Consider the following 23,801-nt stretch of genomic DNA (forward strand, 5'->3'; position numbering starts at 1 on the left):
GACAGCGCTTAAGGTGAAGGTGTTAGCCGTAAATTGTACGGTGCTGCCTTAAGAGTCATGGAGAAAGGAAGTACCCAGAACATGAAGATAGGCTTGGACGTAGGTTCCACCACATTAAAATGCGTGGTTTACGAAGGGGGCGCCCCTGTTTTTCAAGAATATGAGCGGCACTTTTCCCAAATAGCGGAAAAGGCGTCGGATATGTTGGGCCGGGTGGCGGCGCGCTTTCCCGGAGAAACCAGCGCCGGACTTTGTGTTTCGGGCTCGGCGGGCATGGGCCTGGCAGAGGACCTGGGCATTCCCTTTGTCCAGGAGGTGTACGCCACCCGCACCGCTGTAAAAAAATATCTGCCGGATACAGACGTGGTCATTGAGCTGGGGGGCGAGGACGCCAAGATTCTGTTTCTCTCCGGCTCCATGGAGGTGCGTATGAACGGCTCCTGCGCGGGAGGCACCGGGGCCTTTATCGACCAGATGGCCACCCTGCTGGATATTTCTCCCACCGAGATGGACCAGATCGCCGCCGGCAGTACCCGCAGCTACAGCATCGCCTCCCGGTGCGGGGTGTTCGCCAAGTCGGACATCCAGGCCCTTTTGAACCAGGGGGCCCAGAAGGACGACATCGCCGCCAGCATCTTTACCGCCGTGGTGAATCAGACCGTGGCGGGCCTGGCCCAGGGCCGGGAGATTACCGGCCAGGTGGTGTACCTGGGCGGGCCCCTGACCTTCTTCCCCCAGCTGCGAAAGGCCTTTGACAGCATTCTGGGGGTCGGGGGCATCTGCCCCGAAAACTCCCTGTATTATGTGGCGGCCGGCGCGGCCCTGGACCCCTCTTCAGAGGAATTCGACCTGGGGGAGATCACCGGGAAGATCAAAAACTACAGCTCCAGCCGCCACTACCAGAGCAGCCAGGCTCTGTTTGCCAGCCAGGCCGAGTATGACGAGTTCACCACCCGCCACCAGCAGGACAGCGTGCCCACCGGCGCGGCCCTGGGCCCGGACGGCACGGCTTATATTGGCATAGACGCGGGGTCCACCACCGTAAAGGCGGTGGCGGTGAACGAGAACGAGGAAATCGTCTGCTCCCGCTACCTGCCCAACAGCGGCAACCCGGTGCCCTTGGTGCGGGACTTTCTCAGCGATCTATATGAAAATTACCCCAACATAAAAATTCGTGGCGCGGCCTCTACCGGCTACGGAGAGGAGATCATCAAGGCCGCTTTTGGCATGGACCTGGGGGTGGTGGAGACCATCGCCCACTTTACCGCTGCCAAAAAGTTCCGGCCCCAGGTGGACTTTATCATTGACATCGGCGGCCAGGACATCAAGTGCTTTAAGATCAAGAACGGGGCCATTGACAATATTTTCCTCAACGAGGCTTGTTCCTCGGGCTGCGGATCTTTTTTGCAGACCTTCGCCGGGGCCCTGGGCTACCAGATGGAGGACTTTGCCCGCCAGGGGCTGTTTGCAAAGGACCCGGTGGACCTGGGCAGCCGCTGCACAGTGTTTATGAACTCCTCTGTGAAGCAGGCCCAAAAAGACGGGGCCTCGCTGGGCAGCATTTCCGCCGGGCTCTCTATGAGCGTGGTGAAAAACGCCCTCTATAAGGTCATCCGGGTTACCGACGCCAAAAGCCTGGGCCGGCACATTGTGGTGCAGGGGGGCACCTTCCTCAACGACGCGGTGCTGCGGGCCTTTGAGAAGGAGATTGGCCAGGACGTCACCCGGCCCTCGGTGGCGGGACTCATGGGGGCCTACGGCGCGGCCCTGTACGCCAAAGAACACAGGCCCCAGCGCAGCGGAATCATCTCTCCCCAGGATCTGGCGGGCTTTACCCACCAGGTAAAGGCCGTCACCTGCAACGGCTGCCCCAACCACTGCCGCCTGACGGTGAACACCTTTGGCGGGGGCGGGCGGTACATTGCCGGAAACCGCTGCGACAAGCCCCTGAAAAAGCAGAGCCCGGCCAGTGAGTACAATCTATACGAGTATAAAAAGCAGCTGCTGGCGGCCTATGCCCCCTGTGAGGGGCCCAGGGGGAAAATCGGCATTCCCATGGGCCTGAATATGTTCGAGCTGTACCCCTTCTGGCACACCTTTTTTACCCAGCTGGGCTTTGGGGTAGAGGCCTCGCCGGAGTCGGACCGGCAGCTGTACTTTAAGGGCCAGCACACCATCCCCTCGGACACGGTCTGTTACCCGGCCAAGCTGCTGCACGGGCATATTGACACCCTGCTGGAGCGGAAGCTGGACGCCATCTTTTACCCCTGCATGAGCTACAACGTGGACGAACACAAGGGCGACAACCACTACAACTGCCCGGTGGTGGCCTACTACCCCGAGGTGCTGGACGCCAATGTGGCCGCCCTGGCGGATACCAAATTTATCTACGACTACGTGGGCCTGCACCGGCCCCATGACTTCCCCAAAAAGATGCGGGCCATTTTGGCCAAGTACTTTCCGCCTATCCCAGAAAAAGAGGTAAAGGCCGCCGCCCGGGCTGCTTACGCCGAGTATGCCGCCTACATGGGACGCATCCGGCAAAAGGGCCAGGAGTACATGCAAAAGGCCCGGGAGCTAAACCTGCCCGTGGTCATCCTCTCGGGCCGGCCCTACCACCTGGACGGAGAGATCAACCACGGCATCGACAAGCTTATCTGCGAGTGCGGCGCCGTGCTAGTCACCGAGGACTCCATTAGCGACCAGGTGGAAAAGTTCTCTACCAAGGTGCTGAACCAGTGGACCTACCACGCCCGGCTGTACGCCGCCGCCCGGTATGTGGCAGAGTGCGGGGACCCCCGGGTGAACCTGGTGCAGCTGGTGAGCTTTGGCTGCGGGGTGGACGCCATTACCGGGGACGAGGTGCGGTCGATTTTGGAGGAGGGCGGGCGCATCTACACCCAAATTAAAATCGACGAGATTACCAACCTGGGCGCGGTACGCATCCGGCTGCGCAGCCTGTTCGCCGCGCTGGGGCTGGGCGATTAGCCGCCTGCCCGAATGACCCAAAATGAACATGGTATGGGTTTGGGGAGCGGCTGGCGGCTTCGAGGCAGGACCTGGCGGGACCATTCCCGTTCCCCGGCGTAAAAGTTTCGCCAGCCTTTTCAAAGGCTGTGGGGGTGGAGGGGGCGAAGCCCCTCCCCGCCGGAGGCCATTATAGTAAACACACTTGAAAATCGGTATGTACCGATTTTCAAGCTGGGCGACAATGTCGCCTGGTTCAAAAGAGGTATTCAACATCTTTTGAACTGTGTTAACTATACGTCGTAGACAAAGCGCGCTTTGTGCGCATAATGGGCATTTTCTTTGAAAATGCCCATCGGGGCCAAAGGGCCCTAAGTGTTGGAAGGCCTCCGTCAGCGCAGACCAGCTGACTCCGGCAAGACCTTGGGGGCGCAGCCCCCAATCCCCTGCGGCCTTGAAAGGCCGGCGAACTTTTTACTGTTACCCACGCTGGCGCTACTCTCAAAACCCATAGAAAGGATTCTCTATGAGCAATACAGCAAACCGGGTGGAATTTACCCGGGAGATGAAAAAGGACTATACCATCTTAACGCCCAATATGGCTCCCATCCACTTTGAGCTCATCAAAAACGTGCTTAACAGCTTTGGCTACCACCTGGACCTGCTGCAAACCACTGGCCGGGAGATTGTGGACGAGGGGCTAAAATATGTGCACAACGACACCTGCTACCCGGCGCTGCTGTCCATTGGCCAGCTGATGCACGCCCTGCACAGCGGCAAGTACGACCTGCACAAGGTGGCCCTGATTATGACCCAGACCGGCGGCGGCTGCCGGGCCAGCAACTACATACACCTGCTGCGCAAGGCCCTGAAAAAGGACGGGCTGGACTATATCCCGGTGATCTCTCTAAACCTCTCGGGCCTGGAGAGCAACAGCGGCTTTAAGCTGACCCTGCCCATGCTGCGCCGGGCCATTGCGGCCCTGACCTATGGCGACCTTTTGATGCTGCTGAAAAACCAGACCAAGCCCTACGAGGTTCGGCCCGGGGCCAGCGACCAGACCGTGGCGGACTGGACCCAAAAGCTGACCGGCCTCTTTGAGCAGGGCAAGGCCTTTACCCAGCACGAGGTGCGGGCCTACTTTGACCAGATTGTTCAAAGTTTTGCCGCCATTCCGCTGAACAGGACCGAAAAGGCAAAAGTTGGCATTGTGGGAGAAATTTACGTAAAATACTCGGCTTTGGCCAATAATGGTCTCGAGGACTTTCTCTTTCACCAGGGATGCGAGGTAATGGTGCCGGGCATTATGGGCTTTATGATCTTTAAGGTGGACAACCGGCTGGAGGATATTGCCCTGTACGGCGGCAGCCAGGCCAAAAAGCAGCTGTGTACCCTGCTGAAGTGGTACTTTACCAAGTTTGAGACAGACCTGATCGACTCGGTGAAAAAATATCCCCAGTTTACCCCGCCCGCGCCCTACAGCCACCTGAAAGAGCTGGCGGGCCAGGTCATCGGCTATGGCTGCAAGATGGGCGAGGGCTGGCTTTTGACCGCCGAGATGATGGAGCTTATTGAGAGCGGCTACGAGAACGTGGTGTGCACCCAGCCCTTTGGCTGCCTGCCCAACCATATTGTGGGCAAGGGCATGATCCGCAAGGTGAAGAGCGTGTACCCCCAGGCCAATATTGTGCCCATTGACTACGACCCCAGCGCCACCCGGGTGAACCAGGAGAACCGGATCAAGCTGATGCTGGCGGTAAGCGCGGGATGAGGAAAAAGCTGGCGGGTGTTTTTGGGGGCCAGGATGCGCGGACCGGGCGTGAGTGGGTGCGGGTTCCCCTTTTTGCAGCGGATTTTTAAGCTTAGGGCTTGTTTGAAAAATCGGAAATGCCGTCTTTTTACCCAGAAGGGGCCCCTTTCTGCGTCAAAAATCCTCGCCAATCGGAAGATTGCTTTGCGGTTTTTTCCTTGAAATGAACCCCTTCTGGGTAAAAATTCGTCATTTCCTCTATTTTCAAACAAGCCCTGGGGACAGGACCTTGGGCTTCTGCGGTCCCGGCTCTCGCGCCGGTGAGTTCCTAGCGTGTCTGCCGCCAGCAGACGCTTACCCCCAAACTCCCCGCGCCTTTTCCGGCTTTATCATTTATGAGATTTACGAAATAAATAGCTTTCTCGGAAAGAAGGTGTTCCCATGCCCAAAAAACTGGTCCTTTTGCTGGCTTTGCTAATGCTGCTGACAGAGATCCCCAGCTGCTCCTTTACCGGGCTCTCCCCCCAAAACCTGATGTCGCCCCCAAAGGCCAACGCGGACCAGCAGAGCATTTACCGGCTTTTGCAGGGGGCTCAGGCGGATGTGACCTTTGTCTACCCGCGCAACGGCGAGTACCTTTCCGCAATTACCATGCACGACTTTACTGGGGACGGGGTGGAGGACGCCATTGGTTTCCATTTGGTAGAGGATGGGGGCGTGGGGGGCATAGAAGTACAGTTCTTGACAAAAGAGAACGGCGTTTGGCGTACGCTTTCCTCTTTCCGCAATCCCTTTTCCCAGGTGGACCGGGTTTGTTTTGCCAATGCCCCTGGGGGAGGGCAAGTGGTGCTGGTGGGCTGGGGCAGCACCCGGGGCGACACAGGGCGCATAGCGGTGGTGAACGCCTATGTCTATGATGGCCGGGGGGCTCTGGAAGAGTACCAGCTGGGCAACTATGCCGAAATGCTGCTGACCGATTTTGATGGCAACGGGGTGGATGAATTGTTTACCATTGACAAATTCGTAGCCACCGAGGCCGAGGGGGAGGAATCCACGCCCGCCATGGCTCGGGTATATGCCTTTGACCTGGAAAAGCCCTATGAGTTGGCCAGCACCCAGGCGGACAACAGCCTAACCGGCTACACGCTGGTTCAGTCTGGCCAGCTGAACGCCCGGACCAAGGGCGTGATTGTAGACGGATCTGTAAACGCAGTGACCACTTCCACCCAAATATTTACCTTGGATGGGGTGCGGCTGCGCAACTTCCCAGGGGGTGTGAATACCAGCGAGTATACCAACCCCTTTTCACGGCCCAGCCTTTCCACGTCGCCCATCAGCAGTCAGGATATTAACGGCGACGGCTATTTTGAGTTTCCAGCAGTGACCAAGCTGCCTGGTATCCCTGAAAATGTAGACCTGGACTCTACCAGCTATTTGGTAGAGTGGCAGGGCCTTACCCCAGAGATGGAGAGCCGGGTCGTTTTGCGGGCCCTGATGAACACCCAGGAGAACTATTGGTTTCGGCTGCCGTACCTTTTGCAGGGAAAGGTGTGCGCGATCAATGACCCAAAGCTGCGTACAGTGACGTATACCGAGGTGATCGAGGACGAGGAGGGCAGCCAGCTTTTGGGTGGAACGCTGTTTTCTATTCGGGTATTTACCCGTTCCGCCTGGGAAAATCGGGGCGAGACCAGTGGATACAGTATGATTTTGGCCCAGAACGATCTGGTATATGGGATACAGGTTGTAACCAGGAACGAGAACTACCGGCGGTGCATTGAGGAGATCACCCGTAATTTCCAGCTGCTTGCCGGATGAGGGGAAACTTTTGGGATGGCCGGTTCCATTGACCCAGGCGGCAGCTTTGGAGCGGGGCGAATGGGCCGGCATGGAAAAAACGCCAGAAAAGGTTTTGTCTGCTTTTTCAAAAGTGGCAGGCTTGCGGAACAGGGTCTTGCGGTTCTAAAAAGGAGGTTCAGTATGAAACGAGTGCTGGTGGCAGAGGACGAGCAGAATATTCGGGAATTTGTGGTCATCAACCTGGCCAGGGCTGGGTATGAGATTGTGGAGGCGGAGACCGGGGACCAGGCCCTGGAGCTATATGAGGGCCACGAGGGCCGTTTTGACGTGGTGATCCTGGACATTATGATGCCGGGAGACCACGACGGCCTGGCGGTGTGCCGGGAGCTGCGGGGACGCAACCCCTCCATTGGCATTATCCTTCTCACTGCCAAAACCCAGGAGATGGACAAGGTCAGCGGCCTAATGATGGGGGCGGACGACTATGTGACAAAGCCCTTTTCTCCTTCCGAGCTGGTGGCCAGGGTAGACGCCGTGTACCGCAGGGTGGCCCTGGCGGCGGAACAGGATCAAGTGGCCCGCCGTAACGAGGTGGTCTCTGGGGAATTTGCCCTGAACCTGCGTAATCGCTCTTTTAGTAAGGGCGGGGTACCGGTGGAGCTGACCCAGGTGGAGTTCCAGATTATGGAATACTTTTTCGAGAACCCGGGGCTGGCCCTGGCCCGGGGGGATATTTTGCGGCACGTGTGGGGCCCGGGGTATGTGGGCGAGGAAAAGATTGTGGATGTAAACATCCGCCGCCTGCGCATGAAAGTGGAGAACGAGCCAAGCAACCCCCAGCACATTATGACCGTTTGGGGCCTGGGGTACCGGTGGAAGGCGTAATAGGGAGGTGGGGCCGTGTTTGCCAGAAGCGTGTCCAGGCGTTGGTTTTTAAATACCATTGGGGCTGTGTTTGTCATTTTGGTCATCTTTGTGGCGTCCCTGTCCGTGGTGGTGCAGAGTTCCACCTATAGCAGCATAGAGCTGGCCCTTTCCAGCCGGATGGACGAGCTTTTAAACTGGTTTTCCGGTAATGGCGGGCGGGATAATGTACGCAGTTTTACAGCCATTACCCAGGACTATGTGGAGAATTCCTTTCAGGACCGGAACAAAATGGAGATTATGGCCCTAAGCCGGGAGGGGCAGGTGTTTATTACCTCCACAGGTTTTGAGCCGGACCGCCAGCAGCCTATGCCAGACTATGAGCTGGCCCTCTCCAGCCCGGACGGTTCTGGAAAATGGGTGGGTGAGCTGAACACTGGGGAAAAGGTGATGGCCATTACCCGGACGGTACGGGACGAAAACGGTGTGCTGATGGGATCCATCCGCTACATGGTGTCCATGGAGCTGGCGGACCAGCAGACTGCCCTTATTGTGGTATTTCTGGTGGTGGCGGGGCTGTTTATTATGCTGCTGCTCACCTTTTCCGGCATGTACTTTATCCGATCTATTCTGGTGCCGGTACGCCAGGTAAGCCAAAATGCCCGGCAGATTGCCCAGGGAGACTTTGAGGTGCGTATTGAAAAGGCCCGGGACGACGAGATTGGCCAGCTGTGCGACGCCATTAACGATATGGCCGGAGAACTGGGCGAGGCCGAGCGCATGAAAAATGAATTTATCTCCTCGGTTTCTCATGAGCTGCGCACCCCGCTGACGGCCATTAAGGGCTGGGCGGAGACCCTGCGGGACGGGGCGGACCCGGCCACAGAGGAAAAGGGCATGAGTGTGATTATCCGGGAATCGGAGCGGCTTTCGGGGCTGGTGGAGGAACTGCTGGACTTTTCCCGGCTGCAAAACGGCCGGATGCAGCTGATTAGCGAACGCATGGACCTTTTGGCCGAGCTGGACGAGGCGGTGTACCTGTTTACCGAACGTGCCCGTACCGAGGGCAAAGAGCTGGTCTATGAAGAGAATGCTGCCCTGGCCCCGGTGTATGGGGACAAAAACCGGTTGCGGCAGGTATTTGTAAACATCCTGGACAACGCCCTGAAATACACAGAGGCCGAGGGCACGGTAACGGTGTCTACCGTGCTGGACAGCACCCAGGTGCGGGTGATTGTACAGGACACCGGCTGCGGCATACCCCCCGAGCATTTGCCCAATGTGAAGAAAAAGTTCTATAAGGCGAACCAGCTGGTGCGGGGCTCTGGAATTGGGTTGGCGGTAGCGGATGAAATTATCGCTATGCATAACGGAACCCTGGAGCTGGAGAGCGCCCCAGGCGAGGGGACCACAGTGGTAATTGCCCTGCCGCTGTGTAAGAGCTAGATGCGCGTTGCGGTCCTCTCGGTTTTTTGAACCACGACCCACATTTTAATTTGACAGGAGAATCTCATGAAAATCACAACCATCGGCGGCCAGGCCCTTATGGAGGGTATTATGATGGTGGGCCCCAAGCGCACCACCGCTGCTTTCTGCGACCAACAAGGCAATATTACCACAGAGGATATTTCTGTTCCCCGCATCACAAAGAAATATCCTATCCTGGGCAAACCCTTTATCCGGGGGATTTTTTCCCTGGTGGATACCTTTCGCCTGGGCTATAAGGCTCTTTCCCTTTCTGCGGATAAGCTGACGGATACCGGCGAGGAGGAGCTTACTGGCCTAGACAAGTGGCTGGACGAGCACCTGGGGGACAAGCTTACCAGTATAGTTATGGCCATTGGTACCGTGCTGGGCTTGGGCCTGGCCATTGTGCTGTTTTTTATGCTGCCCACCTTCCTGTTTAATTTGCTGCAAGGAGCTGTGCAGGGAAATTTTGCGGCGGATATCTCCGGCTGGCGCTCTGCGTTCGAAGGAGTACTGCGCATTGGCATTTTTCTGGGCTATGTGCTGCTGGTTTCCCGCATGGAGGAGATCAAGCGGGTGTTTCAGTACCACGGGGCGGAACACAAGACCATCTTCTGCTACGAGGCGGACCTGCCCCTTACGGTGGAAAACATTCGGGTCCAGCGGCGCTTTCACCCCCGCTGTGGTACCAGCTTTATGGCGTTGATGCTTCTGCTGGGCATTGTGGTGGGCTTCTTTATTCCTTTTAGCAACCCCGTGCTGCGTACGGCGGTAAAGCTGCTGTGCATCCCAGTGATTATGAATATTGGCTATGAGGTGCAGAAGCTCTGCGCCCGCCACGACTGCTTGCTCTCCCGGATTATTACGGCCCCGGGGCTTTGGATGCAGCGCATCACCGTGAAGGAGCCGGACGACAAAATGATTGAGGCCGCCATTGCCGCTATGGAGGCGGTTATTCCGGAAAACGGCGAGGACCTGGTGAAATGACCCACCGGGCGCTGTACTTACTGGCAAAGGACCGGCTAAGCCAGGCGGGCATTGATACGCCGGGCTTTGACGCTGGGGTGTTGGCCCGGCATTTTCTGGGCTTGGACCGCCCGGGGCTGGCGGTGCGCGGGGCGGAAGAGCCCTTAGCACAAAAGGAGCGGGCCTTTCTTTTGGCCCTTGCTCAGCGCGAGGAGCGCCGGCCCTTGCAGTATATTGTGGGCAGCTGGCCCTTTATGGGCCTAGAGCTGTTTGTGGGAGAAGGCGTGCTGGTTCCTCGAGAGGACACCGCTGTACTGGTGGAGGCAATGGCCGGGGCCATGGCCGTAGATGCCCGGAGGCTTGGCCTGGACCTGTGCGCGGGCACAGGGGCTGTGGGCCTGGGGCTGTGCAGTCTGCTGCCGGCGGCAAAGGTCTTTTGTGTGGAGAAGGATTCGGCGGCGCTGGCCTATCTGCATAAAAATTTGGCCAAGTATAGCGGCTTTCAGGCGGAGGCCCTGGAGGCCGACGTGCTGGACCCGAAACTGCCAGAGAACCTGCCAAAGGGGCTAGACTTTATTGCCGCAAACCCACCCTACATTGAAAGCGGGGACCTTCCGGGCCTTCAACCAGAGGTACGGCGGGAGCCCGCCGCTGCCCTGGACGGAGGCCCAGACGGGCTGGTGTTCTATCGGGCCATTACCAGTTGGTGGGCCCGGCTGCTAAGACCCGGGGGGCTGCTGGGGGTGGAGATTGGCAGCACACAGGGACAGGCGGTGAAAATACTTTTTGAGGACAGCGGATTTCAGAGTGTACAGGTGCGAAAGGACCTGGGGGGCCTGGACCGGGTGGTGCTGGGCAAGAAAATGGGCGAAACAGAAAATTCTGGTTTGGGGTGGTAGAGGCGGCTATGAGATTATTATTTGAAATGGATCGAAAGGACTATAGCCAGTGCACCCATTCTTTTATCCGCAACTCGGCCAGAAGCATCGTGATAAAAAACCAGAAGGTAGCTATGGTCCATAGTCTCAAGTACGACTATTATAAATTTCCAGGTGGCGGCATAGAAGATGGAGAGAACCCCCTGGACGCGATGATACGGGAAACGCGGGAAGAAGCGGGTTTGGTGGTTTTGGCCGGTACGGTTAAAGAATATGGATATGTGCATCGAGTTCAAAAGAGCGATAGGGATGAAACTGAGTGTTTTGTGCAGGATAGTTATTACTATTTTTGCAAGGTGGAAGAAACCGCCGTATCACAAAAACTGGATGATTATGAAGCGGCAGAGGGCTATATTTTAGAATATGTCCGTCCACAGTCCGCAATCCGGCAAAACCGCCGCATAGCGCTGGACGCTTACCGGCGAATGATGTTAGAGCGGGAGGCCCGTGTTCTTGAATTGCTGATAGCGGAAGGGCGGTTTGAATGAAAATTCTGGTTTTGGTTTTTTTCCACAGGCGCTTTTCCTGAAAATATGGTGAGCCTAGTTCGTATAAAAAGGGCAAGACAAACCATGGTGGTTTATCTTGCCTCTTCGCTTCTTTACAGGGGATGTCATTTTTGCTTTTGCCCTTATGCTTTCTCTGCTTATCGTCCCAGCATCCGCATCAAAAGCCCAGATTTTCCAAAAATCTTTACGCTCTTCAGCCATCCTGGATCAATGCGCTCCAGCACGACCTGGGGGCAGTCGTACTGGGAGGGCTTTTTTTGCAGCTTCAGCTTCTCAATGAGCTGGTTATAGTCCCGCACCGAGATCTCTTCGCAGTCTGGCCGCAGAGACTTGTAGTTGCCCGGGCGGGTGTATTTAAATACATAGAGAAAATCCGCCCACTCGCTGTATTCTGTCAGATGAATCTGGTCGTCGGGCACGTCCAGGGTCAGCCGTACCGAGCCGGAGACCTTTCCGCCGGTATTCTGCTTGCGTCCTTTGATCACCGCGAAAATAGGGCACTCGCAGTGCAGGCCGAACATGTCGATCAAGGCGTCGTACTCCCCCCGCAATCCAAGGTTCGGCTTGGCGCGGTACACGTCGCCGGCTTTCAGTGTGCGTAGGACCAGGTTTGACTGATAGGTTTGAATGATCATTCTCCTCCTGCAACTCCTCTCTCTCCTTCATCCTCCCGGGCCACGCCGCCAGAGGATTTCACGGCCCATTCGTACAAATAAGTGTCGAACTCGCCCAGGGCGTTGGGGCGGATTAAAAACCGCCGCAGCAGGGCGTCCTCCTCTTGGCCGGTGCCGCCATAAAAGGCGTCGGCAATTCCCCCCGCGATGCAGCCCACGGTGTCGGTATCGCAGCGGACGCTGTACACGTTCCGTATGCAGCTTTCCCAGTCCTCAGACTCCAGAAAGCAGCGGATGGCCAGGGGCATGGTGCCCATAGCGGTAACGTCGAACTTGCCAAAAGGCCGGTAGGTGATGAGGGGCCGGCCCACCACATAGCGGTACCTTTTGCGCAGATAGTGGGCAATCTCCCACTTAGAGGCTCCGGTACGTGCCATAAACACAGCGGCGGCTGTGGCCTGGGCGGCCTTTATCCCCTCGGGATGATTATGGGTGCACATGGAGCTAAGGGCAGCCTGCTCTTCCACCTCCGCCAAACTGGAAAAATGCCAGCCAATATAGCTGACCCGCATGGCGGAGCCATTTCCGTAGCTGTTGTAACCTCGGTCCGACCGGGCGTGGAGCCAGTTTTTGAACATGGGCCCATATCCAGCCTGCATATACCGGCGGCCAAAGCGGCGGTAAGCCCTAAAATAAGGGGTGCCGGTAAGCACCGCATACTTGGTGGCCACGGTCAGCACAGTGTCGTCGGTATATTTGCTCATGCCGGTAAAGAGCTCCGCGCCCCGCCAGTCAAAGGGGTCGGGGCGGGTGAACTCGAACCGGGAACCGGCAATGTCGCCCAGAATCGCGCCGTACATACGGCTCCTCCTTCCGATTGTGGGTAATGGCTTTTCTATATTATAACAGATGCCAGAAGAAATTTCCACTATAAAAAAGAAACAGCCGGCCTTTTCAGCCAGCTGTTGAGAAGAGCTTTAGCCCTGACAGAAGGTGCGGCACTCGGTGCCGCTCTTAGAATTTACGTCCGAACAGCAGCAGCCCACACAGACACACTCGGCCTTGCACTTACAGTCGTCATTATAAGTGCAGTTGTGGGCCTTACAGTCAATAGTGGTCTCAGAAGAGGGACTGTGGCTAGAGATCGCGTTGCTGCCGCCCTGGGTTCTGGGCTCATAGGACTCGCAGCAGGTCTGGTCGCACTGGCAGGCGGCAGGGCCGTCCACATGGATGCTGGACAGGCAGCAGAGGTTTTTTTCGTTGTGCCGGCAGGAGGTCACTTGGCATTCCAAAGAGTTTTTCATAATGCATCCCTCGCTTTATAAAGTTTTTGGTTTGCAAGGCTAGGCCTTGCTTGAAAAATCGAAAACGCCGTCTTTATGCCCATAAGAGGCCCTTTTTCCGCGTCGAAAATCCTTGTGAATCGGAAGATTAACTTGCGGTTTTTTCCTTGCGATGGACCTCTTCTGGGCAAAAGTCCGTCATTTCCTCTATTTTCAAACAACTAGTCTGTCCGGGAAAATTGAAAATATGTGTTTTTTAAGAATGCCCACCCGCCGCATAGCAGCTCTAAAACAGGATGTTTTCTATAGCGCCATCCATCAAAAATCCCTTTTGGCCAAAGCACAAACTTTTGGTGGCCTAGGCTTCCTAAAAAAAGTGTGCCGCCGTGAGAGAAAGGAGCTTGAGAGCCGGTAGGGCCGGGGCATTGATAGCACAAAAACTTTTCAGTTTTCAATGTCCTTTTAGCGCTTAATTTATATTATTTGCGGTCGATAATAACAAAAAGGGAGAAAGGAGTGTGTCTTTATGGAGGTCAGCATTCAAACACAACGGTACGGCAAGGGAGCGGCCAGCGTTCCCGCAAAGGAGTCGGCCCGCGCTGGCCAGACAGCTGGAAATCCGGCTTTAAAGGGCCGGGAGGAGGACCGGCTGGAGCTTTCAAAAGAGGCGGCTCAGTATCTGCGGGAGCAGAGCGGCCAGATGGAGAACCAATTGGTTCAGGCCAATAGATCAGGAATTAAGGGCCAAGGGGCCAAAAAGCAAAAGCTTGGCGTGGCACAACAGGCCCTGAAGGTTTTGCAGGAGCAGAACCAGCAGGTTCGGGAGCAGAGCAAGCAGCAAGCGGACACCATGAAAAAGGCCCTGGACCAGATGAAAAAGTGTATGAAGATTGCCAGCAGTATTCAAAAGGGCAATAAGGTGCCTCCTGAGGACGAGAACTATCTGCTGGAGCACGACCCCCAGGCCTATGTAATGGCCATGCTCTTGCGGGAAATGAAAGAGAAGCCCAAAAAAGAAAAGAGCGTGCTGGACAAAGAGGACCTGGAGGGCCCACAGAACGAGAACACAGGAGAGGACACGGCTGGAGACGTGGCCCTGGAAGGTGCGGCGCCGGTGGAGTAGGGCCAAAACGCAGGAGGGCTTTGACAAAATATTGGCCTTAGGCGGCAAAAAATTTTGCCCCTGGACGCGCAATGGGTTTCACTTTAGCTGTTTTCTGTAAAGTCCCAATATTAAAATTTTAAAGGAGCTTTTTGCTATGGAAAAACAATTTCCCCGCACCACTGTGGACGGCGTTTCTCTGTCCCGTATGATCATCGGCACCAACTGGATCTTGGGCTACAGCCACACCAGTGTTTCCGCGGACCAGATGATCGCCCGCCGCTATGCCACCGCCGAGGCGATTCAGCCGGTGCTGGAGGCCTACCTGCGCCACGGTGTGGACACCATTATGGGGCCCTTTGAGCGCTCACCTGAGCTTTGCCGGGCCATTAAGGAAACCGAGCAGAAGATGGGCCGGGAGATCATCATGGTGGACACTCCCTTCCTAAACGTGGACAACACCCCCGAGGGACGCAAAGAGTCGGAGCGGGTGGTAAAAGAATCTGCCGCGCGGGGAGCAAAGCTTTGCCTGATCCACCACTCTGTGGCTGAGCAGCTGGTGAACAAAAATCTGGGCCAGATGCCCCGGCTGGACGATTATACCAAGATGATCCGGGACGCGGGCATGGTGCCGGGACTTTCCGCCCACATGCCCGAGCTGGTGGTATACTCGGACGAAAACGGTTACGACGTGCAGACCTATATTCAGCTGTTTAACTGCATGGGCTTTTTGATGCAGGTAGAGATCGAAACCGTGGCCTCTATTATTCACAACGCCAAAAAGCCTGTGATGACCATTAAGTCCATGGCGGCGGGCCGCTGTTCCCCCTATGTGGGCCTGACCTTCTCTTGGAACGCCATTCGGCCCTGCGATATGGTAACTGTGGGGGCTTTTTCCGCGGACGAAGCTGAGGAGGACATTGAAATTTCCATGGCGGCCATTGAGCACCGCTTCCCGGACCTGGAAAAGCGCACCAGCCCCAACCAGGATCAGGCGGCGTTTGGGAAATAATCAGGAAGAGGAAGATATAGGAAACGCACTTGAAAATCGATACATACCGATTTTTAGGCTGGGCGGCTACGCCGTCTACTTCCAAAGAGGCAGAATGCCCCTTAGGAACCGCGTTAACTATATGGAAAGGACGAGGCAGTTAGCTGCCCCGTCCTTTTTTGTTTTTTTATCAAAAGTTAGGAATATCCTTTAAGGTCCCTGTGGAATATAGAAAAGCCATGGGGCCCGTTCCTCTGTGTTTGCTCCGCTAATGTGACATAAACTTGCTATTTTTCCTCGTCCTCTGCCCGAACCACCGCTCTGTAAAAGGTGCTGTTCGGCAGGCCGCAGGACTGGGCCGCCTGGTGCAGGGTCATCGTTCTGTCCCGCCAAGCGCTGCGGGCTTCGTCAAAGTTTTCCGGCAGGGCCCGCCGGGGCCTGCCAAAGCGCACGCCCCTCTCTTTGGTCAGCACCCGCCACTGCTCTAGGATCTCCCGGTAGTTCCTGCCCAGGCGGTCGATGCTTTTGATGTAGAGGACGTCCTCCCGCCGAAGCCTTTTCAGCATTTTTAGATAGTTTGGCCGCTGAAAGTCCTTACCGGATAGTTTATCCATGAAAATATTTTTCTCTGGAATCTCGATAGCGCGTATGGCGACCAACTGGCGGTTCTCTTTTTGCTCTTTAGAGCTGACCCTGACATAAGCGTAATTTTGTTTTTGCATCCATTATCCCTCCGCGAATGTAACCCAGGCTTGGACCCGTAATTTCCATTATTTTACATAATTCGGGATAAGCGTGCAAAATTAAGGCAACACCGCACCATTCTAAGCACCGTCTTGCTTGCAGATTTTCCGTGGTAGCGCACAGCTTTCGCTGGTCAATGGTGAGATTGACGGCGTTCAATCTGTACACTCGGACGAAAAATCTGACTGCCCAATACGGTGCTTAGAATTGTGCGGTATTGCCTTAAGGACCCCGGGGGTACCGGGGTCCTATCTTGAGGGTCGATGCTTTTATTCCATACCAGTGGCCTGATTCCCGTCTACAAGGGCGTCGCCGTCTGTTGCGTCCTCACCATATGCGGAAGGGGCATAACCGTAGCTCTCTAAATAATAGAGGGTCTTTTCTGGGCCAAAGGGAGAAAAAGCACATTCATACTGGCCAGTAGTGTCAAGGAATGCCTCAAAGCCCAAAAAGACATCCGGGTATCCATCGCTTAGATATTGGATTAATAGGTCTGTGCTCACATAGTCGTCTTCCATATCGCTTAAGGCAAAGGTTACAATGGCATAGCCGTCCTTGTTTTCTCGAGAGGCGATGTGTACCCGCAGCGGGCCCTCAACCGGCAGCAGCTCGATTTCGAACTTGCCGACCTCATCCGCGTTATAATAAGGAAAGCAGACGGTAACGGTGACGCGGCCCGGCTGGTCCGAGCTGATAGAGGTTAGATGGATGTCGCTGTTATAGACATCCCCGCCCTGAAAAAAGACAGTGTCCGCTCCCGAAAAAAGGGCGTTTAGGGCTGTTTGGCGGTTCTTTTCTTGTTCCGCCGCGTCTCGCTTTTGAACGTCCGGCGCGGTGCTGCCAGAAAGGCTCCCTTGGTCTGCGCCGCCCTCCGCAATGGCTTCCGGTCTGTTGGCCGTTTGGGGCGGGGTTCCTCCTGCCATTACGCCGCCGGTTTTCTCCCAGGGCAGGCTGCGCAGCAGTGTCGGGCCAAAGCCTATCCCGCAGGCCAGCACCAGGCAGGCTGCCAGGGCCCAGCCAACCAGGGCCCGCCACATAGGCCGGGCCGGCTCAATGGCCACTGCTACCAGCGTGGGTTCTTCCTCCCGGCGCTGGCTGTGGCGCTGCACATAGCGGCTCCGGCGAGCCTTTACAGGCTGGGGAGCTGGGGCTTTTTCTAAACCCAGCTTTTCAAAGGTGCGGGCCAAAATTTTTTCCTCATCCACAGGAATGGGCTGTACCCGCCGCAGCTCGTCGGGGAACGCCTGGTTCACAATCTTGTCTATTTCTGTCATAGCAGGCAGTCCTCCTTTAATAATTTTTTCCGCAGTTTTTCTCTCCCCCGGGAAAGGCGGCTTTTCACCGCGGACTGGTTTTTACCCATTTCCTCCGCAATTTGCACCACGGTCTGCCGCCAAAAGTAGTGGCGCATAAAAATCTCCCGGTCCACAGGCTCCAGGCTTTCCACCGCGCTGCGTACCATGCGGATGCGTTCTTCTCGTTCCCAGGGTTCCTCGGGGGATTCGCCGAAGAGCAGATTTTCCTCCAGAGGCTCTTCATATTTAATCTTTTTACAGCGTTTTATGGATGCGTTGCGGGCCACCACGGCCAGCCAATACTTCAGGTCGCTGTCATCCCGCAGTTTCTGGGCGTTTTGCCATAGGGCCACAAAGGCGTCGGAGCTCAGCTCCTCCACATCCTGGGGGGTACCCAGAGGTCCCAAAGTTTTTTTGATTACCGCCGCTACATACCCGGCATAGCGGTGAATGGCCATTTCCAGGGCGGTCTGGTCCTGGTCTCGCAGCCGCATTAATATTTCATAATCTCCCCTCATGGGTCTCTCAGCCTTTCCACGAGTTCTTTTGAAAATAAGAATCCCTCCCTAGCCCCTACGGTCGCAGGGGAACGTGAAAATTTTCCTTGCCAAATCTGCCCAAAAAGGGTATGATTAAGTCTAGAGCTTGTTGCGGTTATGCGGCCGTATTCCCAGGAACAGGCCGCGGCCTGTTTCTCTATTCTACCATTTTATGATGTTGATACGGACTCTTCCGCCAGCCTGTTTCTTCTTATGGGGCAGGGGGCTGCCGGGCCGCTATTTCAGCGTTGCAAAAATAGTGAAGGGCGCCTGATGCCCTTTGATCGCGCAAGCCCCATACGGGGATCAGTTTCGTCTGTCAACTGGGTGGGAGCAGAAAGGCTGCCAGTGGCAATCCATCCCTTCTGTACCCTATAATCTTAATCATTATAATACATGAAAAGAGGAATTTCAAATGGAACGTAAACAAATCGCCGCAGCTATTGAGGCCGGACAGGCCGCCCTTGGCATTGAGCTGGGCTCTACTCGCATTAAGGCCGTACTGATTGGCCCAGACTGCCAGCCCGCCGCCACCGGGGCTTTCGACTGGGAAAACCGCCTGGAGGACGGCCTGTGGACCTACCGCCTGGAGGATGTGTGGACAGGCATTCAAGCAGCATACCGCCAGATGGCCCAGAAGGTTCGGGACCAGTATGGCGTTGTCCTCACTCGCCTGGGGGCGCTGGGAGTTTCGGCCATGATGCACGGCTACCTGCCTTTTGACCAGGCGGGAAACCAGCTGTGCGGCTTTCGCACCTGGCGGAACACCGTTACAGAGAAAGAGGCGGAGGAGCTGACCGCCCTATTTCACTTTAACATCCCCCAGAGGTGGAGCATCGCCCACCTGTACCGTGCCCTGCGGCTGAAAGAGCCCCACGTAGGGCGCATCGCTTACCTGACCACTCTGGCAGGGTACGTGCACTGGCAGCTTACTGGGGAAAAATGCGTGGGCGTGGGCGAAGCTGCGGGCATGTTCCCCATTGACAGCGAAACCGGGACCTTTGACAGCGGTATGATGTCCCGATTTGACGAGATTTTGGCCAAAGAGGCCATGCCCTATCGCCTGGGGGACATCCTGCCCCAGGTGCTGCCCGCGGGAGAATCCGCCGGCACCCTGACCGCCGAAGGCGCCAAGCTGCTGGACCCCACCGGGGCCCTGTGCCCCGGCGTGCCCCTGTGTCCTCCCGAGGGGGACGCGGGCACGGGCATGACGGCTACCAACAGCGTAGCGCCCCGCACCGGAAACATCTCGGCGGGCACCTCGATTTTCGCCATGGTGGTGCTGGAGCGGCCCCTTTCCCAGGTCTACCCGGAGATCGACATGGTCACCACCCCCACGGGCCGGCCGGTGGCCATGGTCCACTGCAATACCTGTACCTCGGACCTGGACGCCTGGGTGGGGCTTTTCGCCCAGCTGCTGGAGCAGGCGGGTACGCCCCTGCCCAAGCCAAAGCTCTACGACCTGTTGTATGAGCAGGCGCTGACCGGTGCGCCAGACTGCGGCGGGGTGGTGAGCTTCAACTGCTATTCCGGCGAGCCGGTCATTGGCCTGGCCTCCGGCCAGCCCATGCTTACCCGCCAGCCCCAGGAAAAGTTCGCCCTGGGAGACTTTATGCGGGCCCAGCTGTACGCGGCTATGACCCCCCTAAAGCTGGGCATGGACATCCTCATCCAGCAGGAAAAGGTAGCGGTGGAGGAACTTTATGGCCACGGCGGGCTGTTCAAGACCCCGAAGGTGGGCCAGCGGCTGATGGCCGGCGCCCTAAACGTGCCCGTCTCTGTGATGGAAACCGCCGGCGAGGGCGGCCCCTGGGGCATGGCCCTGCTGGCCATGTTTATGAAAGAGCGGCTTCCCGGCCAGGCGCTGGAAGATTTCCTGAACCAGCGGGTGTTTGCTGGGGCGGCAGGCAGCCGCGCCCAGCCCCAGCCAGAGGATGTGACAGGCTTTGCCGCCTTTGCGAAGCGCTACCAGGCCTACCTTCCAGCTGAAAAGTTGCTGGCCGGGGCAATGTGACGCTGCGTTTGCCCTGCGGAGCCGCGTAAAGCCGCGCGCTTCCTGGGCAGGGGTGCAGACCGGGCCAGACTATAGCCACTCCTGGGCCTTTTTCAGCAGGATCTCCCGCCGGTTTTCCAGCGTACCCGCCAGCACTTCCTCCAGCAGCTGGTGCAGGGCCGCGCCCAGGGCTGGCCCTGGCTGGTAGCCAAGAGCCAGCAGGTCCCGGCCCCCCACTGCCAGGCTGGAGAGGCCCAGGCACTCCCCCCGGTCCAGTATGTCCCGAACCAGGGTCCGCGCCTCCTCCACCAGGGGCAGGCGCTGCCGGGCGGTTTGGGGAGCCTGGGCCAAAAGATCCGCTTCTACCAAGGCCAAAAGCTGCCGGACGCCCTCTTCTCCCCAGGCGCCCAGCAGCTTTTTTATGCGCTTTTCGCGGATGGGTAGGGCCTGGCCGTGGCGTTCTACTAGAGCGGTGATCCGCTCCGCCTCCCGGATGGAAAAGTGGAGACGGTGCAGCACCTGCTCCGCTAACCGGGCCCCAGCCTGAGCATGGCCGTAGAAGTGGGCCTGCCTGTGGGAGTCATAGCTTTTTGTAGTGGGCTTGCCGCAGTCGTGGAGCAGCGCGGCCCAACGCAGGAGGGGCTCGGCTGGTACAGCCTCCACGGTGTGCAGGGTGTGGCCCCAGCAGTCATAGCAGTGGTAGGGGGTCTCTTGGGCGCAGCCATCCAGAGGGGCCAGCTCTGGCAGGGCCGCGAAAAATATCTCTTTTCCCCATTCCAATACGGGCCCCGCCCCGCCGCCGCATAGCAGTCGGGTCAGTTCTTCTCGAATCCGCTCCGTAGAGAGGGCCCCCAGCAGCTCCCGGCAGTCTTTGGCCGCCTGAAGGGTCTGGGGGTGGACCGCAAAGCCCAGGGTGGCGGCAAAGCGCAAGCAGCGGAGAATCCGCAGAGCGTCCTCTTGAAAGCGCTTCTCGGGCTGGCCGACGCACCTAAGAAGGCCCTGCCGTAAATCGGCTAAGCCGCCAAAGCAGTCTGTCAGCCCCCAGTCTGGGTGGTAGGCCAGGGCATTGACGGTAAAGTCCCGCCGGGCCAGGTCCTGTTCCAGGCTTTGGGTAAAGGCCACAAGCTGGGGCCGGCGGCGGTCCATGTACTGGCTCTCCACCCGCAGAGTGGTGATCTCAACTACGCCGCCTAGGACAGGGATCCCTACAGTACCATGGGCTAAGCCCTTATCCACCGTGTTTTTTTCAGAGAAGAGTTCCTTCACTTGTCCAGGCAGGGCGGTGGTGGCCAGGTCCCAGTCTGCGGGGGAGCGGCCCAGCAGGGCGTCCCGGACGCAGCCGCCCACGCACCAGACCTGGTGCCCAGCGGATTCGATATGGCGGATGAGCTCTACAACATGGGGGGGAATAGAAAGATTCATAGCGGCTCCTTTATAGGTGGGCTCATTACGATGTAGCAGAAAGGTTTGGGGGTTTTTCAGACAAAGGGGTCAATTTTCCGTCTACAGAAAATTTCGATGGATAAGACTCCAAAATATCGTCAAGAACTCCGGGGAAGGGACAAGCTCTCCCCAAAGCCCCCTGTTGACAGTCTCTCTAAAAAATGGTAAGATAAGCATATATTAACGGAGGAGTGGTAAACGTGGCATTGCTTGAACAGTGGAGAGCCTATGCGGAGGAACAGCAGAAGCAGCAGGGCGCGAAGTTCTGGCAGGACTATTTTAAACAGGAGACAGAGTTTTACAAGCAGATTTTGACCTCCAAACCTCGGAAGAGTACGGTGAAGAGCTACGCTAAAAAGTTTGGCGTAGAACCTGTAATCATGGCCGGTTTTCTGGACGGCATCAACGACAGCCTAAAAAATCCCAATGACCTGGAGACTGTGGAGCTGGAAAGCGAAGTGAGCCTGGCTTATGACAAAGAGCTGCTGTATAAAAACATGGTGGAGGCCAAAGCCGAGTGGCTGTATAACCTGCCCCAATGGGAGCCCCTGCTGACCGAAGAGCGCCGCCGGGAGCTATACCGGGAGCAGAAAAGCTCGAAAACGGTGGTAAAGGGCCCGAAGATTGGCCGGAATGACCCCTGCCCCTGCGGCAGCGGCAAAAAATACAAGAAATGCTGTGGCCGGGACCTGTAACCCCTTGGCCGGCTGATTATAGAAACAGAAACGCGGCCGCATGGACCGCGTTTTTTTATTCGACCTTACTTACCAGCGCGGCGTTCTGTTTCCAGGCGGGCGGCTGGGGCTTGCCTGAAACATTGAAAACGCCGGCTTTTTGCCTAGAAGAGGCCCTTTTCCACATGGGAAATCCTCGTCCACCGCTAAGGTTGACTTGCGGGATTTTCCATGCAATGGACCTCCCCTGGTCAAAAATTTGTATTTCTCTCTATGTTCAAACAAGCCTAGCAGGATTTACAGGGAAGAACTGTGGCTGCCGCGTTTAGCCTGTCCCAGGGCGCCGCTGTAGACGGTACCGGACCTCTTTAGAGAGACGCGGCTGTGGTGGGTGGAGTGATACTTCTGGCCGCAATACACCGTATCCCCTGCGGAAGCAGGCCCCGTTTTCTCTTTACTATATTTATTATATAGCCGCTTTTCATAAATTGCAAGGGAGAATGGGAAGAAAGGCTTGACTTTTCCGGCTATACCCACTATGATAAAGGCGTCCGAACAATCTGATGAAAAATAATCCCGAAAGGCGTGGTAAAATTGGCAAAAGCGAAAGTGTTCTTTAGCAAAAGCATTACACCCGAGACGGTTCTAAAGCTTTACGAGGCTCTGGGCGTCAGTCTGCCCGGCAAGGTGGCCGTAAAGGTGCATTCTGGCGAGGTGGGCAACCAGAACTTTATCCGTCCGGACTTTTGGAAGCCTATGGTGGACCAGGTACATGGTACCATTGTAGAGTGCAACACCGCCTATGCTGGAGCGCGTAATACCAGCCAGGCCCACTGGGACACCATGAAGCTCCACGGCTGGACAGACATTGCCCCAGTGGACATTATGGACGAGGACGGCGAAATGGAGTTGCCCATTACGGGTGGCTGCCACCTAAAAGTGAACTACGTGGGAAAAAGTTTGGAAAACTACGATTCTATGTTGGTGCTTTCTCATTTTAAAGGGCATCCTATGGGTGGCTTTGGCGGCGCGCTGAAGAATATCTCAATTGGCATTGCCTCCTCTCATGGTAAGGAACACATCCACGGGGCTGGGGACACCCAGCATGTTTGGGACGGCGACCACGACGCCTTTTTAGAGTCTATGGCCGAGTCTGCCCAGTCTGTGGTCAAGTATTTTGAGGGCAAGATGGCCTTTGTGAACGTGATGGCCAATATGTCCGTAGACTGCGACTGCTGTGCGGTGGCCGCAGACCCGAAGATTGGGGACATCGGCGTGCTGGCCAGCTTGGATCCTCTGGCCCTGGACCAGGCTTGCCTGGACCTGGTATATGCCAGCAAAGACCCCGGCAAGGGCGACCTGGTGGAGCGTATTGAGAGCCGCAACGGCGCCCATACCCTGGATGCTGCCGCTGGGCTGGACATTGGCGACAGAGAGTACGAGCTGGTGGAGCTGTAAGCGGCCATAAGCTAGGCCGAAACCAGCCAGCGCCCTGGACAATGCCGGGGCGCTGGCTAGTTTTTTTACAGGAGATTGTGCCGGCTGGGCCCAGTTAGAACAATAGCCACTAGAGGTTTTCTTCCCCACTCGGCTAGGCCTTGTTTGAAAATAGAGGAAATGACGAATTTTTGGCCAGAAGGGGACAATTTCAAGGAGAAAACCGCAAGGCAATCTGGCGATTGACGAGGATTTTCGACGTAGAAAGTGGCCTCTTATGGCAAAAAAGACGACGTTTTCGATTTTTCAAACAAGCCCTAGGCCTTGTTTGAAAATAGAGGAAATAGCAAATGATTGCCCAGAAAGGGTCTATTACAAGGAAAAAGCCGTAAATCAATCTTCCGAGATTGGCGAGGATACTTGAC

Annotated in this window: 20 protein-coding genes; 13 read left to right on the plus strand and 7 right to left on the minus strand. The window is 56.5% G+C overall.

The window, feature by feature from the left end:
• The first annotated feature begins 81 nt into the window (after nt 1–81).
• The 8 genes from U8U68_RS05515 to U8U68_RS05550 all read left to right on the plus strand — a co-directional run bounded on the left by U8U68_RS05515 (nt 82) and on the right by U8U68_RS05550 (nt 11,240).
• A complete protein-coding gene (locus U8U68_RS05515; RefSeq protein WP_322199826.1) occupies nt 82–2,988 on the plus strand; it encodes an acyl-CoA dehydratase activase-related protein in 2,907 nt (968 codons plus the stop codon).
• 505 nt (nt 2,989–3,493) lie between these two features.
• Entirely contained in the window at nt 3,494–4,738 is a 1,245-nt protein-coding gene (locus tag U8U68_RS05520; protein WP_322199827.1) for a 2-hydroxyacyl-CoA dehydratase, read from the plus strand.
• A gap of 420 nt (nt 4,739–5,158) precedes the next feature.
• Entirely contained in the window at nt 5,159–6,535 is a 1,377-nt protein-coding gene (locus U8U68_RS05525; RefSeq protein WP_322199828.1) for a hypothetical protein, read from the plus strand.
• Nucleotides 6,536–6,697: 162 nt separating this feature from the next.
• Nucleotides 6,698–7,402 carry a response regulator transcription factor gene (locus U8U68_RS05530; protein ID WP_322199829.1) on the plus strand — a complete coding sequence of 235 codons (705 nt, stop codon included), beginning with the start codon at nt 6,698–6,700 and terminating at the stop codon, nt 7,400–7,402.
• Nucleotides 7,403–7,417: 15 nt separating this feature from the next.
• A complete protein-coding gene (locus U8U68_RS05535) occupies nt 7,418–8,827 on the plus strand; it encodes a sensor histidine kinase (protein ID WP_322199830.1) in 1,410 nt (469 codons plus the stop codon).
• A gap of 66 nt (nt 8,828–8,893) precedes the next feature.
• A complete protein-coding gene (locus U8U68_RS05540) occupies nt 8,894–9,835 on the plus strand; it encodes a DUF1385 domain-containing protein (RefSeq protein WP_322199831.1) in 942 nt (313 codons plus the stop codon).
• Nucleotides 9,832–10,713 carry a peptide chain release factor N(5)-glutamine methyltransferase gene (prmC, locus tag U8U68_RS05545; RefSeq protein WP_322199832.1) on the plus strand — a complete coding sequence of 294 codons (882 nt, stop codon included), beginning with the start codon at nt 9,832–9,834 and terminating at the stop codon, nt 10,711–10,713. The genes U8U68_RS05540 and prmC overlap by 4 nt, the downstream gene beginning before the upstream one ends.
• 8 nt (nt 10,714–10,721) lie before the next feature.
• Nucleotides 10,722–11,240, plus strand: a complete 519-nt coding sequence (locus tag U8U68_RS05550; protein ID WP_322199833.1) for an NUDIX hydrolase — start codon at nt 10,722–10,724, stop codon at nt 11,238–11,240.
• A gap of 158 nt (nt 11,241–11,398) precedes the next feature.
• Here the strand turns inward: U8U68_RS05550 and U8U68_RS05555 are convergent, their stop codons facing one another.
• The 3 genes from U8U68_RS05555 to U8U68_RS05565 form a co-directional block, all read right to left on the minus strand.
• The gene (locus U8U68_RS05555) at nt 11,399–11,896 is read right to left on the minus strand and encodes a hypothetical protein (protein ID WP_322199834.1); all 498 of its coding nucleotides are present in this window, start codon (nt 11,894–11,896) and stop codon (nt 11,399–11,401) included.
• Entirely contained in the window at nt 11,893–12,735 is an 843-nt protein-coding gene (locus tag U8U68_RS05560) for an ADP-ribosylglycohydrolase family protein (RefSeq protein ID WP_322199835.1), read from the minus strand. The genes U8U68_RS05555 and U8U68_RS05560 overlap by 4 nt, the downstream gene beginning before the upstream one ends.
• 117 nt (nt 12,736–12,852) lie before the next feature.
• Nucleotides 12,853–13,179 carry a DUF1540 domain-containing protein gene (locus tag U8U68_RS05565; protein WP_322199836.1) on the minus strand — a complete coding sequence of 109 codons (327 nt, stop codon included), beginning with the start codon at nt 13,177–13,179 and terminating at the stop codon, nt 12,853–12,855.
• Between the two features lie 505 nt (nt 13,180–13,684).
• On the opposite strand from U8U68_RS05565, the gene U8U68_RS05570 reads away from it, so the two are divergent.
• Together U8U68_RS05570 and U8U68_RS05575 are read left to right on the plus strand one after the other, a co-directional pair.
• Nucleotides 13,685–14,281, plus strand: a complete 597-nt coding sequence (locus U8U68_RS05570) for a hypothetical protein (RefSeq protein ID WP_322199837.1) — start codon at nt 13,685–13,687, stop codon at nt 14,279–14,281.
• Nucleotides 14,282–14,417: 136 nt separating this feature from the next.
• On the plus strand, nt 14,418–15,272 hold the full coding sequence (locus U8U68_RS05575; protein ID WP_322199838.1) for a hypothetical protein: 855 nt from the start codon (nt 14,418–14,420) through the stop codon (nt 15,270–15,272).
• Between the two features lie 266 nt (nt 15,273–15,538).
• Here U8U68_RS05575 and U8U68_RS05580 read toward each other — a convergent pair whose 3' ends face one another.
• The 3 genes from U8U68_RS05580 to U8U68_RS05590 form a co-directional block, all read right to left on the minus strand.
• Nucleotides 15,539–15,973 (minus strand): recombinase family protein, encoded by a 435-nt coding sequence (locus U8U68_RS05580; RefSeq protein WP_322199839.1) that lies wholly within the window; start codon nt 15,971–15,973, stop codon nt 15,539–15,541.
• Nucleotides 15,974–16,264: 291 nt separating this feature from the next.
• Nucleotides 16,265–17,269 (minus strand): hypothetical protein, encoded by a 1,005-nt coding sequence (locus U8U68_RS05585; protein ID WP_322199840.1) that lies wholly within the window; start codon nt 17,267–17,269, stop codon nt 16,265–16,267.
• Complete coding sequence (locus tag U8U68_RS05590) at nt 17,266–17,808, minus strand: RNA polymerase sigma factor (protein ID WP_322199841.1); 543 nt, start codon at nt 17,806–17,808, stop codon at nt 17,266–17,268. The genes U8U68_RS05585 and U8U68_RS05590 overlap by 4 nt, the downstream gene beginning before the upstream one ends.
• A gap of 436 nt (nt 17,809–18,244) precedes the next feature.
• On the opposite strand from U8U68_RS05590, the gene U8U68_RS05595 reads away from it, so the two are divergent.
• On the plus strand, nt 18,245–19,843 hold the full coding sequence (locus tag U8U68_RS05595; protein ID WP_322199842.1) for a xylulokinase: 1,599 nt from the start codon (nt 18,245–18,247) through the stop codon (nt 19,841–19,843).
• A 69-nt stretch (nt 19,844–19,912) separates the two neighbouring features.
• On the opposite strand, the gene U8U68_RS05600 is transcribed toward U8U68_RS05595, so the two are convergent.
• Nucleotides 19,913–21,244, minus strand: a complete 1,332-nt coding sequence (locus U8U68_RS05600; RefSeq protein ID WP_322199843.1) for a CCA tRNA nucleotidyltransferase — start codon at nt 21,242–21,244, stop codon at nt 19,913–19,915.
• A 221-nt stretch (nt 21,245–21,465) separates the two neighbouring features.
• On the opposite strand from U8U68_RS05600, the gene U8U68_RS05605 reads away from it, so the two are divergent.
• Both U8U68_RS05605 and U8U68_RS05610 read left to right on the plus strand, forming a co-directional pair.
• The gene (locus U8U68_RS05605; RefSeq protein WP_322199844.1) at nt 21,466–21,960 is read left to right on the plus strand and encodes an SEC-C metal-binding domain-containing protein; all 495 of its coding nucleotides are present in this window, start codon (nt 21,466–21,468) and stop codon (nt 21,958–21,960) included.
• A 564-nt stretch (nt 21,961–22,524) separates the two neighbouring features.
• The gene (locus U8U68_RS05610) at nt 22,525–23,397 is read left to right on the plus strand and encodes a DUF362 domain-containing protein (RefSeq protein ID WP_437124416.1); all 873 of its coding nucleotides are present in this window, start codon (nt 22,525–22,527) and stop codon (nt 23,395–23,397) included.
• Nucleotides 23,398–23,801 lie beyond the last annotated feature (404 nt).

Source organism: Acutalibacter intestini, from assembly GCF_034334985.1.
Lineage (GTDB): Bacteria > Bacillota > Clostridia > Oscillospirales > Acutalibacteraceae > Acutalibacter > Acutalibacter intestini.

Bases quoted from the DNA above. Each gene is read 5' to 3' on its own strand.
- U8U68_RS05515 (WP_322199826.1), top strand. From the start codon at position 82: ATGAAGATAGGCTTGGACGTAGGTTCCACCACATTAAAATGCGTGGTT.
- U8U68_RS05520 (WP_322199827.1), top strand. From the start codon at position 3,494: ATGAGCAATACAGCAAACCGGGTGGAATTTACCCGGGAGATGAAAAAG.
- U8U68_RS05525 (WP_322199828.1), top strand. From the start codon at position 5,159: ATGCCCAAAAAACTGGTCCTTTTGCTGGCTTTGCTAATGCTGCTGACA.
- U8U68_RS05530 (WP_322199829.1), top strand. From the start codon at position 6,698: ATGAAACGAGTGCTGGTGGCAGAGGACGAGCAGAATATTCGGGAATTT.
- U8U68_RS05540 (WP_322199831.1), top strand. From the start codon at position 8,894: ATGAAAATCACAACCATCGGCGGCCAGGCCCTTATGGAGGGTATTATG.
- prmC (WP_322199832.1), top strand. From the start codon at position 9,832: ATGACCCACCGGGCGCTGTACTTACTGGCAAAGGACCGGCTAAGCCAG.
- U8U68_RS05550 (WP_322199833.1), top strand. From the start codon at position 10,722: ATGAGATTATTATTTGAAATGGATCGAAAGGACTATAGCCAGTGCACC.
- U8U68_RS05555 (WP_322199834.1), bottom strand. From the start codon at position 11,896: ATGATCATTCAAACCTATCAGTCAAACCTGGTCCTACGCACACTGAAA.
- U8U68_RS05560 (WP_322199835.1), bottom strand. From the start codon at position 12,735: ATGTACGGCGCGATTCTGGGCGACATTGCCGGTTCCCGGTTCGAGTTC.
- U8U68_RS05565 (WP_322199836.1), bottom strand. From the start codon at position 13,179: ATGAAAAACTCTTTGGAATGCCAAGTGACCTCCTGCCGGCACAACGAA.
- U8U68_RS05570 (WP_322199837.1), top strand. From the start codon at position 13,685: ATGGAGGTCAGCATTCAAACACAACGGTACGGCAAGGGAGCGGCCAGC.
- U8U68_RS05575 (WP_322199838.1), top strand. From the start codon at position 14,418: ATGGAAAAACAATTTCCCCGCACCACTGTGGACGGCGTTTCTCTGTCC.
- U8U68_RS05580 (WP_322199839.1), bottom strand. From the start codon at position 15,973: ATGCAAAAACAAAATTACGCTTATGTCAGGGTCAGCTCTAAAGAGCAA.
- U8U68_RS05585 (WP_322199840.1), bottom strand. From the start codon at position 17,269: ATGACAGAAATAGACAAGATTGTGAACCAGGCGTTCCCCGACGAGCTG.
- U8U68_RS05590 (WP_322199841.1), bottom strand. From the start codon at position 17,808: ATGAGGGGAGATTATGAAATATTAATGCGGCTGCGAGACCAGGACCAG.
- U8U68_RS05595 (WP_322199842.1), top strand. From the start codon at position 18,245: ATGGAACGTAAACAAATCGCCGCAGCTATTGAGGCCGGACAGGCCGCC.
- U8U68_RS05600 (WP_322199843.1), bottom strand. From the start codon at position 21,244: ATGAATCTTTCTATTCCCCCCCATGTTGTAGAGCTCATCCGCCATATC.